General features: G+C 35.7%; 10 protein-coding genes and 1 other annotated feature. Of the genes, 3 read left to right on the top strand and 7 right to left on the bottom strand.

Translation table 11 applies throughout. The annotated features are described in order from the left end of the window. Nucleotides 1–33: 33 nt before the first annotated feature. The 5 genes from ACTJFD_RS03730 to ACTJFD_RS03710 all read right to left on the bottom strand — a co-directional run bounded on the left by ACTJFD_RS03730 (nt 34) and on the right by ACTJFD_RS03710 (nt 6,155). On the bottom strand, nt 34–816 hold the full coding sequence (locus ACTJFD_RS03730; RefSeq protein WP_442259753.1) for an SDR family oxidoreductase: 783 nt from the start codon (nt 814–816) through the stop codon (nt 34–36). A 121-nt stretch (nt 817–937) separates the two neighbouring features. Next, on the bottom strand, nt 938–2,170 hold the full coding sequence (gene pepT / locus ACTJFD_RS03725; protein ID WP_442259752.1) for a peptidase T: 1,233 nt from the start codon (nt 2,168–2,170) through the stop codon (nt 938–940). 13 nt (nt 2,171–2,183) lie between these two features. Then, nucleotides 2,184–3,833 (bottom strand): peptide ABC transporter substrate-binding protein, encoded by a 1,650-nt coding sequence (locus ACTJFD_RS03720; protein WP_442259751.1) that lies wholly within the window; start codon nt 3,831–3,833, stop codon nt 2,184–2,186. A gap of 69 nt (nt 3,834–3,902) precedes the next feature. Beyond that, nucleotides 3,903–4,138, bottom strand: a binding site (T-box leader). A 62-nt stretch (nt 4,139–4,200) separates the two neighbouring features. Then, a complete protein-coding gene (locus ACTJFD_RS03715) occupies nt 4,201–5,475 on the bottom strand; it encodes an ABC transporter permease (RefSeq protein WP_442259750.1) in 1,275 nt (424 codons plus the stop codon). After that, nucleotides 5,472–6,155: an ABC transporter ATP-binding protein gene (locus ACTJFD_RS03710; protein ID WP_442259749.1), complete on the bottom strand. Its 684-nt coding sequence runs from the start codon at nt 6,153–6,155 to the stop codon at nt 5,472–5,474. Before ACTJFD_RS03710 ends, ACTJFD_RS03715 begins: the two co-directional genes overlap by 4 nt. Nucleotides 6,156–6,441: 286 nt before the next feature. On the opposite strand from ACTJFD_RS03710, the gene ACTJFD_RS03705 reads away from it, so the two are divergent. Genes ACTJFD_RS03705 through ACTJFD_RS03695 form a run of 3 tightly spaced genes read left to right on the top strand, consistent with a single transcriptional unit; the run spans nt 6,442 to nt 9,764 of the window. Further along, a complete protein-coding gene (locus ACTJFD_RS03705; protein WP_442259786.1) occupies nt 6,442–7,884 on the top strand; it encodes an ABC transporter substrate-binding protein/permease in 1,443 nt (480 codons plus the stop codon). After that, nucleotides 7,877–8,599, top strand: a complete 723-nt coding sequence (locus tag ACTJFD_RS03700) for an amino acid ABC transporter ATP-binding protein (protein WP_442259748.1) — start codon at nt 7,877–7,879, stop codon at nt 8,597–8,599. The genes ACTJFD_RS03705 and ACTJFD_RS03700 overlap by 8 nt, the downstream gene beginning before the upstream one ends. A gap of 16 nt (nt 8,600–8,615) precedes the next feature. After that, complete coding sequence (locus ACTJFD_RS03695) at nt 8,616–9,764, top strand: pyridoxal phosphate-dependent aminotransferase (RefSeq protein WP_442259747.1); 1,149 nt, start codon at nt 8,616–8,618, stop codon at nt 9,762–9,764. A 40-nt stretch (nt 9,765–9,804) separates the two neighbouring features. Here the strand turns inward: ACTJFD_RS03695 and ACTJFD_RS03690 are convergent, their stop codons facing one another. Together ACTJFD_RS03690 and ACTJFD_RS03685 are read right to left on the bottom strand one after the other, a co-directional pair. Then, nucleotides 9,805–10,818, bottom strand: a complete 1,014-nt coding sequence (locus ACTJFD_RS03690) for a LacI family DNA-binding transcriptional regulator (protein ID WP_442259746.1) — start codon at nt 10,816–10,818, stop codon at nt 9,805–9,807. A gap of 32 nt (nt 10,819–10,850) precedes the next feature. After that, nucleotides 10,851–11,681, bottom strand: a complete 831-nt coding sequence (locus tag ACTJFD_RS03685; protein ID WP_442259745.1) for an endonuclease/exonuclease/phosphatase family protein — start codon at nt 11,679–11,681, stop codon at nt 10,851–10,853. Nucleotides 11,682–11,703 lie beyond the last annotated feature (22 nt).

Genomic DNA, 11,703 nt, shown 5'->3' with positions numbered 1-11,703 from the left:
CACTTGACGTTTTTTTATTTGATCGACAGTTAATTATAATAATGATTCAGCACCATCGACATAAAGCTCAGTTCCCGTGACATTAGCAGAATCATTCGATGCTAAAAAGGCAATCACACTCGCCACTTGTTCTGGTTTACCGCTCTCATCTTTCAACGGACGTGATCCTTCTGGAAATTCAACTTTAATTGCCACTTCTTGGGCATCCTCCGTGATGGTTGTACTGGCATTGATTTGTGTATCAATGGCTCCTGGACAAACTGCATTGACACGAATATTAAAACGCGCAAGTTCCAGTGCTGCCATTTTCATAAAAGCAACTTGGCCCGCTTTAGTAGTACTATACGCACTTGCTCCAAAGTTGTTATAAATTCGATTACCATTAATAGAACTGGTAATCACTATTTTCCCACCCTTTTCTTTCATCACTGGTACCACTGATTTTACTGAAACAAAAGTGCTGGTTAAATTAGTTTGTAACGTTCGTTGCCATTCAGCAATCTCTAATTTTTCAATCGAAGCCCATGTACCATTAATTCCAGCATTACAAACAAGGATATCTATGCCTTGTAATTTTTCAATCAATTGGTCAATGGATACTGCTAATTTTTCAGCATCAGAAACATCAACAGCCTCAATATAACCTTGACTTCCTAGCGCTTCAACTTCCTGCAATGTTTCTTCTAATCCTTCAGGATTGATATCAATTAGCCCAATAGTTGCACCTTCTTCTGCAAATTTTAAAGCCGTTGCTTTCCCAATTCCAGATGCTGCGCCTGTTACAATTGCTTTTTCGCCATTTAACCATTTTGCCATAAGCCATCGCTCCCTTTAATTTACATTTTATTTAATTTAATTCATTAATTATATCTAATAAACAACTATCGGTCAATTCTTTAGTTTTATCTATTACAATTATTCCATCCGATAAAGAGTGCTATTTTTCAACTAGCACTGCTGTTTTGACAATTTCAATCAATGTTTGAGTGGCTACTTCCATCGCTTCTAAACTAATAAATTCATACTGACCATGAAAATTTTCACCTCCAGTAAAAATATTAGGTGTTGGTAACCCCATGAATGATATTTTTGAACCATCTGTCCCACCCCTAAAAGGTGTAATAATGGGTTCTATTTTCAAGTTTTTCATCGCAGTCACTGCTAATTCAACAGCACGTGGTTCTTTTTCAATGACTTCTTTCATATTAAAATATTGATCCTTTAATGTAATACTCACACGTTCACGGTCTAACTGATGATTTAAATCATGCACTTGTTTCACTAAAAACTGCTTACGAGCATCGAATTTTTTTCGATCATGATCGCGAATAAGATAAGTTAGCTTTGCTTCCGAAATCGTTCCAACAAAATCATGTAATAAATAAAATCCCTCATAGCCTTGTGTTTTTTCTGGAACTTCAACTTGAGGTAATAATTGATCGAAATGGGAACCTAGTTTAATAGCATTTACCATCATATCGTAGGCTGTTCCCGGATGAACACTCGTTCCTTCAATTATAATTTCTGCTTGTGCCGCATTAAAGGTTTCGTATTCAAAATGCCCGATTCGACCACTATCAATAGTATAAGCAAAATCTGCTGGAAAATCAGCGACAATAAAATGATCCGCTCCCGTTCCAATCTCTTCATCTGGTCCAAAAGCTACCCATAAATCACCATGTTCAATTTCTGGATTTGCTAAAAAATAATCCAGCATCTCCAAAATCTCTACAATTCCCGCTTTATCATCTGCTCCTAAGAGCGTCGTTCCATCCGTTGTAATCAATGTATGGCCCAAATAATCTTTTAGATTCGGAAATTCAGCGACTGTCATAATAATATTTTGAGCCGCATTCAATACCAAATCTTGACCTTGATAATTTTTAAATAGTTGCGGCTGAATATTTTCAGCTGGATAATCCGCTGTATCTAAATGCGCAATAAAGCCAATTGACACTCTTTCTTTCTCTGTATTTTTGGGTAAGTATCCCGTTAAAAAGCCATTTTTAGCATTGTATTTAATTTTTTTTAGTCCTTGTTCCTGCAACTCTCTTTCCAAACGTTTAGCAAAATGAACTTGACCAATTGTTGTGGGAATGGTCTGACTACTAGCATCTGAGCGGGTTTCGATTTTAACAAATTCAAGAAAGCGGGTTAATAGTTTTGACATTGTTTAAAACTCCTTAATTTATTTTTTCAGCATTTCTTAAAAAGAAATAGCCACCATATAATGGGTATTCAATATTCTTCAATTTTTTAGAAACCAAATAATTAGAAGCACTTTGATAGATTGGTACTTGAGCAACCTCTTGATCAAGCAATTGTATTTCTGCTTGTTGATAATCTTCAAATTGCTGATTGGGTTGATTTGCATGTTTCGTTTTCGCAGTTTCAACGAATTGATTATAAGTTGAATTATTGAAGTTACCATAATTATACGCTGAATCTCCAACATATAAATTAAAATATGAATCTAACTCACTACTACCTGCAATCCATCCAGATAACGATATCTCATAATCTTTATCTTGACGTAATTGATTGACATTATTTTTAGGTTGTAATGTAATATCAATTGAAATACCTGTTAAATTTTCTTCAATTTGACTTTTTAGGTATTCAGAAACTTTTTTCCCTTGTTCATCATCTGAAGCTAGTAAGTTTAAAGCCACCTCTTGGCCGACTTTTTTCTGAGCCTGTTTCCAACTATTTTTAGCTTCTTTTATATTATAAGTTAAATAGTTACCACTGTATGCTCTAAAATCTTCTTTTGTTTCAGAATTTTGATAAAGGTTTCTCGGGACTAAACCATTCAATGGTTTTGAACCATCTGCTAAAACATATTTCGTTAATGCCTCTTTATCAATCGCCAAAGCGACCGCTCGCCTTAAATCATTATTCGCTAAAACGGTGTTCGCTTTTTTATTAAAATCTAAAAAATGATTAGAAACATCTAAATAGCTAGTATAACCTGGGTCATTTTTATATTCTCCAACATAAGCACCACTAATTTTAGTCAAATCAAGTTCTTGATTAAGATAAAGGTTAATCCCAGTATTCTCCTCTTTTATTGTTTGAACCTCAACTTCTGTTAGTTTGACTACCTCTTGGTCATAATACTTTGGATTTTTCTTTAACGTCCAAGTGTCACTCGTTCCCTCCCAATTTTCTAAAACAAAAGCACCGTTGTACAAGGTTGTTTCGCTGGTGGTTCCATATGTTTCTTCATGATCGTTTACAAATTCCTCAGACTGTGGTGCTAACCAACCAATCGAAGCAACAGCTAGAAAGGAGGGCTGGGCTGTCTCCAATTGAACAATAAAAGTTTGATCATCCGGAGTTTCCAAACCGATTTCCTCAATTTTAGCTTTACCCTTTCGTATTTCCGAGCTCTTTTTTACACTGTCTAACAAATAAGCATTCGGTCCTTGTGTTTTAGGATTAACTAGCCGTTTCCATGCATACGCAAAATCTTTCGAAGTAATTGGACGTCCATCACTCCATTTTGCTTCTGGGCGTATTTTAAAAGTATACGTTAAACCATCAGGACTTACGTCATAACTTTCAGCTATTCCCGGGACAACTTGGGTATCTTTATCAAAACGAACCAAACCCTCAAAAAGATGTTGAACCATTGTAAAGGTATTTTTATCTGTGGTTTGCGTGGTATCAATTGTTGAAATCGGTGTCGGTGAACTAATCGTTATTTTTTGTTCCGTTTTTCCTTTTTCTTTCGTCCCAACTGACGTTGCTTCTTGCGTTTTATTTGCTCCACATGAAGTCAACAAAACCGCTGCTACCGCTATATTAACTAAGTTTACTTGCTTTTTCATTTTCTTTTCCTCCAATATTTAATTTGCCTATTCAAAAAATGATGAAAACAAAAAGAGTCCCCATCCTTATAAAAGGACGAAGACTCTTCTTCGCGGTACCACCTCTGTTGACTTATCTGCCCACTTTGCTCACAGTACAATCATACTGCTGTGCTATAACAGGCACTCCTGTATAAGTCTCACGATTCGACCTATCTGTTCCAAGGCCATTTTCATCTGTTACACCATTGTCCTCTCACACCATAAAACTTGAGAACTCTCTTGGAATGGATTAAACACATTACTTCCCTTGTCATCACATTTTTTATAGACTTGCTTTGTTAATTAGAGAAATCTTATCATTCTATCATTTATTTGTCAATATTTTTTATTCGTATTTTAAGGCGGTGATTGGATCTAATTTAGCCGCACGTTTAGCTGGAAAGGTTCCCGCTAGAAAAGCAATTAACATAATAATTCCAACGATTGTTAAAACTGATTGTAAATTAAATTCAACAAGTGTTAAACCTTCCAACCCTTTTAAGAAACTCTTAACCGCAAATTGATTGATTAATTGTCCCACACCATAAGCACCAGCTAAACCAATGATTGATCCCCAAAAGCCAATTAGCAAAGCTTCAAAACTAAAGAGCGAGAAGATTTTACCACGACTCATTCCCATCGCTTTCATTAGACCAATTTCACGTGTTCTTTCTTGAACAGACATATAGAGTGTATTAATAATCCCAAAACTAGCTGCCAATAACGCTATTCCACCAAACATCGTTAAGACTCCCGTAATCCCATTCACGACATTTTTGATAATTCCGATTTGATCTTCCATTGTCTGTGCTTCAAAACCCTCATCGCTTAATTTATTTTTTACTTTAACAACTTCTTGAGGGGTTACATTTTTAGCTAACGTTGCTGTTGCTGCATAGACTTGATTTTGCATTTTTTCTGGAAGTCCTGTTTCATTAATCGTCACTAATTTTTCGGCTAAGTTTTGATTAACGACTGACATGCCCCCTTGAACAATACTTTTTGCTCGCACGCCAACAATTGTTGCTTTAATTTGTTCTTGTTTACCGGTTCCTGTTTCAGTTACACCTAAGGTTACTTCTTGATTAAGAATGCTCTTCGCATCTTTAAATCCCAGTTCTTTAACAAAATTTTCAGCAATTACGATTTCATTTTCTTTAACCGTATTATCAATTTGATTTCCGGCAGTCAATTCCATGTCATTGCCTAGTGAACTTCCGGCTTGCATAACAAATTTTTTATCTTTTAAACCTTGAATATAATCAATATTAAAATTTGTCATAGGTTCCACTTCTTTTAATGATTTTAAAGCTCTTAATTTTTTAAAATCTTTTTCTGTAATTTTTTGTTGCTGTGCTTCTTTCTTATCTGCTTGATACTCTTGTGGTTTATCTCCATTCATTTCCATTCCTATTTCCTGTTTAGGATAGATAATCATTTGACTAGCATCCCCAACACCGCTAAGTTGTTTATCTACATAATCATTAACACCAATGTTTATCCCGACTGTTAGTGAAATGGTAAATGCACCTATAAAAATAGCAATAATGGTTAAAATAGTTCGACTTTTATTTCTAAATAAGTTAGCATTTGCTGATTTTAAAATGTCTATAAATTTCATTCTTCTTCTCCTCCAACAATCAAACCATCTTTAATTTGGACTTGACGATCACAAAGTTTCGCTAAATCTGGATCATGCGTCACAATGATTAGCGTCATACCTTTTTCTTTATTCAAATTAAAAAGCAAGTCCTCTATTTTTTCACCTGTTGCTGAATCTAAGTTTCCAGTTGGCTCATCCGCAAAAATAATCTGTGGATCATTGACCAATGCACGAGCAATACAAACTCTTTGTTTTTGTCCCCCAGATAAGTCATTTGCTTTGTTACTTGCTTTATCTGCTAATTCAACAGATTCTAAGGCTTCCAATCCTTTTTTATCACGCTCTTTTTTACCCATTCCTGCAATTTTTAATGGTAAAGTCACATTATCTAAAACCGTTTCCTGAGGATTCATAAAGAATTGTTGAAAAACAAAACCAAACGTTTGATTTCTTAAATAATTTAATTCTTTTTTCTTTAACTGCTTAATATCTTTATCTAAAATTTGGATTTCTCCACTTGATGGCTGATCTAACAAAGCTAAAATATGCATCAATGTTGATTTACCTGAGCCACTTTTACCAATAATCGCGACAGATTCACCTTCTTCTATTTTTAGGTTAATTCCTTTTAATGCTTCAAAATAAGAAGAACCTGTTCCATAATTCTTTCTTAACCCACTCACTTCAACTACCGACACAAAGCATTCCACCTTTCAAATCTCTATGACATGATTATTCCACTTTTTCAAATAATTTTCATCAACCTAAAGCCGTATTTCTTAATAATCCTTTAAGATGAGTCCACTGAATAACGATAAAATATTTTATGCATATTTTGCACGAAAAGTGAATATTAATTTATTTAATCCCACTATAAATAATAACTATAAGAAAACTGTTGCATATTTTATCAATTTTACGTATAATACAAAACAATACTTAACCCAAACTAATTAAAAAGGAGATTTGCACATGTCATCATTTATGAAAAAGTTTTTCAGTTGGTTTTCACTCGCACTATTTATTTTTACTCTAGGATCGCAAACAACGCGCGCAGCAGAAGTTGATGAAACCATGCGGCGAATCGAAGAGAAAAAAAAATTAGTCGTGGGCGTTTCTGCTGATTATGCGCCATTAGAATTTCATGCTACCGTAGATGGTAAAGATAAAGTTGTTGGTATCGATATTTCTATTGCTCAAAAAATAGCAGATGATTTAAATGCTAAGTTAGTTATTCAAGAATTTGGTTTTGACGCGTTAATGGGAGCCTTAAAAACAGGTAAAGTGGATATGGTCATCTCTGGTATGACGCCAACCCCTGAACGTTTGCAAGAAGTTGATTTTTCTGACTCTTATATGGAAGTTGAACAAAAAGTCATTGTTCGAAAAGAAGATCAGGATAAATTAAAAACAGTAGAGGATTTTAATGGAGTTAAAGTAGGCGCGCAGAAACAGAGTATTCAAGAAGAACTTGCGCAAGATCCTTTAGCAGCCGATGTTGTTTCCTTACAAAAATTACCAGATATTATTTTACAATTACAAAATAAAAAAGTGGATGCTGCTGTTGTTGAAGGACCTGTTGCTGAAGCTTATTTACAACAAAATAAAGATTTAGTTTTTTCAAAGGTAAAATTTGAAGGAGTTGACAAAAAAAATGCCATCGCCCTTCAAAAAGAGCGTCCTAAATTTTTAGCTGCAATTAATGCATCCTTAAAAACAATTAATGACGATAATTTAATTGAAGGCTATAAAAAAGAAGCGGCTAGTCATATGTTTAAAAAAGAATCTTTCTTTGATAAATACAAAAATTACTACCTAACAGGAATGGGCTATACTATTTTTCTTGCGCTCATCGGTGTGCTTTTTGGTGCCGTTCTAGGTTCACTGCTTGCGTTGATGAAACTATCAAAAAACAAACTATTACGTTGGCCGGCGATTGCTTATATTGAATACGTCAGAGGAACGCCGTTGCTTGTTCAAATTTTCTTAGTCTTTTTCGGTTCAAATGTCGTTGGTTTAGATTTATCCGCTTTAAGTGCTAGCTGCTTAGCTCTTGCCTTAAATAGTGGCGCTTATGTTGCTGAAATTGTACGTGCTGGTATTAATGCTGTTGACATTGGCCAAACAGAATCTGCTCGTTCATTAGGAATGAATCCAAATCAAACCTTACGTTATATTATCATGCCACAAGCCATTAAAAATATTTTACCTGCCTTAGGAAATGAATTCGTGACCGTTATTAAAGAATCTTCTGTCGTCTCAGTTATTGGCGTTTCCGAATTAATGTTCCAAGCAGGAGTCGTTCAAGGGTCTAGTTTTAAACCCTTCTTGCCTATTGTGATTGCATCTATGATTTACTTTTTCTTAACCTTTACTTTATCGCGTTTACTTGGTGTTGCTGAAAGGAGAATGAATGCTCATGCTTAAAACAAATAAATTAACTAAAAAGTTTCAAAAAAATGAGGTTCTCAAAGGAATTGATTTGTCCATTCAGCAAGGAGAGGTAGTTGTCATTATTGGCCCTTCTGGTAGTGGTAAAAGTACGCTTTTAAGATGTCTTAATCTTTTAGAAACTCCGACATCTGGACAAGTTTTATTTGAAGATAAACCATTACTCGATAAAACAACCGATATTAATCAAGTCCGTCAAAAAATGGGAATGGTTTTCCAAAGTTTTAATCTTTTCCCACATAAAACGGTTTTAGATAATTTAACGATCAGTCCCATCAAAGTCAAAAAGCAACCTTTAGCCGAGAGTGAAGTATTGGCCCATCAACTTCTTGAAAAAGTGGGTTTATCGGATAAGGCTAACGCCTATCCAAACTCACTCTCTGGCGGGCAACAACAACGGGTCGCTATCGCTCGTGCTCTGGCTATGGAACCAGATGTTATGCTTTTTGATGAACCAACTTCTGCGCTCGACCCTGAAATGGTTGGCGAAGTACTAACCGTGATGAATGACCTCGCTCATGAAGGAATGACAATGGTCGTTGTGACACATGAAATGGGCTTCGCTAAGGAAGTCGCTGACCGTGTTATCTTCATGGCAGATGGTGTTATTCAAGAAGAAGGAACACCCGAACAAATTTTTGATCACCCGAAAATTCAAAGAACACAAGATTTCTTGAAAAAAGTCTTATAAAAGGAGATAACCTGATATGGATGCCAGTTATTTAGCCCAATTTTATCAAACACCTCATGAGACTTTATTGATGGATTTTATTAAACAAGCGACTGAACAGGAAAACTTGCTTGATCTTTCGATTGGCGATCCTGATTTAACCACGCCGAACGAGATTATTCAAGCCGCTTTTGCCGATGCTCAAAAAGGACACACTCACTACACCGCAGCGGATGGAAGTGCTGAATTTATTGAAAGTATTCTCAATTTTTATCAAAGATACTATCAGCTGACTTTTTCAAAAAAACAAGTTCGAGCAACGGTTGGTGCTCTACATGGAATGTATTTAACTCTTCAAGTTTTACTAAATCCTGGGGATGAAGTCATTATTCACGAACCTTTCTTCTCACCTTATGAAACTCAAATTATCGAAGCCGGTGGGACGCCTATTATTGTACCAACCTTTGCTGAAGATCAATTTGAACTAGATCCCAAACGTTTGGAAGCAATGATTACACCACAAACGAAGGCTCTAATCATTAATTCACCAAACAATCCAACTGGAGCTGTTTTTAGTAAAACAACACTCGAAGCGATTGCTAATCTTGCTAAAAAACACGACTTTTTTATTTTAAGTGATGAGGTTTATGAAGCTTTTTGCTTTCAAGAGGCTTTTATGCCAATGGCACGCTTAGCACCCGAACATACGATTACTTTTGGTAGTTTTTCAAAAGCATTTGCAATGACGGGTTGGCGAATTGGTTATATGATTGCTCCTGACTATATTAATGATGCCTGTCGGTTGTTAAATGAAGATGTCACTTATTCTGCTCCTAGTATTTCACAACAAGCGGGAATTTATGCCCTAAATCATTATGAGAAATTGGTTCCGCCACTCGTTTCAACTTATGAAAAACGGCTGCGTTATGTTGAAGAACAAGTGCAGCAAATTTCGTTTTTTGAGATGCAACCTTTGAAAGGAAGTCTCTACGCTTTCATTAATATCGAAAAATCAGGGTTATCCTCTGTTGCTTTTGCAAAAAAACTATTAACAGAATGTGGCGTACTAGTCATCCCAGGAAAAGCCTTTGGAATTAGTGGAGATGGACATATTCGTTTAGCAGCCACTCAATCGATGGCTGTTCTTGAAAAAGCTTTCCAACGAATTAAATTATTATCCTTTTAAAAAAGAGCTTACCGGCTAGTAAAGTCGGTAAGCTCTTTTTTTAAGTTTGATGACAAATAACTGTTTCTTGTTCGATTAATTTATGAGGGATAATCACGCGTTTTTTAATAGCATCCGGTGCTTTCAATTGGATTAAAAATTCTTCAATCGCTGTTTTCCCCAGTAACTGTGTATTAATATCTAATGACGTAATGTAGGGATGGATGAGTGTCGTAAATATGGATGAGTTAAAACTAATGAGTGATAAATCATCGGGTACTTGATAGCCTAAATAATTCAACATTTGAATCAAACGCAAAGCAAACATATCATCAATAGCTAAACAAGCCGTTGGTTTTAAGTCGGTCATTAAAGTACTAAATTCACTATAATCCGTCGTTGCAATTAAGGTGATTTCTGGATGTTGTGGTAAATCAAATTCTTTCAGCGCTTTTAAATAGCCCTCAAAGCGTTCGACAACAAAATTCTCTTGACGATTATTGGTGACAAAGATAATTTGTTGATGTCCTTTTTCAATCAAATGTCTGGTTGCTGTATAACCTAATAATTGATTATCATTATCGACACAACTTGCCTCATTACTATATTTATAAGCATTACCAATAATTGTAAAAGGAACCTTCATTTGAACCAAATAATCCAAAACTGGATCTTTTTCCTTCACATACAATAAGACAAAACCATCCACCCTTTTCTGACGATACATTAATTCAACACTCTCTAGTAATTCCTCCTGCGTACTCCCCGAAGCCATTGCAACTGTTACTTTTTGCTTCCGAGCCTCTTCATTCATTGCACTCATCACTTCAAGATAAAAAGGATTACTTTGACGTTCTTTAGAATCCATTACCGGTAAAATCACACCAACCGTATTGGCAAAGTTTTTAGCTAGATTTTGTGCCGCAATATTCGGAACATAACCTAAACGAGCCATCGCTTTACGAACTCGTTCCTTCGTTTCTTTTGAAATACTAGGGTGATCTTGCAATGTTCTAGAAACAGTCGACGGCGCAACACCAACTTCTTTTGCAACATCCTTAATTGTAACACTCATCCTTTTTCTTTCCCTTCCATGTAACCACCTATTTAAATCTTCAGATCAATCATTAAGCCAAAATGATCACTCACAATCGGACCATTAATTCCATCTAAAACGACCGCAGATAGAGCGACTTCGCTTGTTTCTGGAACTAAAATATAATCCAAACGCATCGCTTCATGCGCTTCTTTATCGTGCCAACCATCAATTATTTTACCAACAGTCATCTCTCCTTTGCGTTCTTGAGCTATCGCATAACTATCTGTAAAATGCTTTTGCATTAAAGTAAAACTTTCCTTTTCAAGATAACTCGGGGCATTAAAGTCCCCCATCAACAAGGTTGGGATTTCCTCTTTAAATCCTGCCAAAGTTTGTTGCCATTCATATTGAAAGCCAGTATCTTCTTCGCCTGTCCACCAAGAGTAATGACAACTTAACACTCGATAAACCTGACCATCTGCTAATGTTCCAATTGCTTGAATTTGTTTCCGTGTATGATAATCCTTCTTTTCATCCATCGGTGAAACAAGTAAACTCGAAGCAATAAAAGGGGTCTTAGATAGTAAAGCAACTCCTTCATGAAAACGCTCGTAGCCTATGTGACTGCAAGTCCAACTCCAATAGTAATCACGACCCAACTCTTGCAAGCGCTCTGCTAACATTAAAACAAAATTATCGACCTTAATGGCTAGATTTTCTTGCTTTGAAGCACAGTAAAAATCATCAGGTATCACATCTTCAGCTTCAAGAGATTGGTTCACCTCTTGCAAAGCAATCCAATCAAAATCTTGTGACAAAATAAACTGAGCCACGTTCTCTAATTTTTCTAGAGGAGCCTCCTCCATCCAACTGTGAGTATTTAAGGTTAAACATTTCATTTTGTGTTTGACTCCTCTTTCT

The sequence above is a fragment of the Vagococcus sp. genome (genome assembly GCF_052102835.1).
Taxonomy (GTDB): domain Bacteria; phylum Bacillota; class Bacilli; order Lactobacillales; family Vagococcaceae; genus Vagococcus.
The sequence above is the reverse complement of the archived record's forward strand: the minus strand, read 5'-3'. Positions and strand labels throughout refer to the sequence as shown.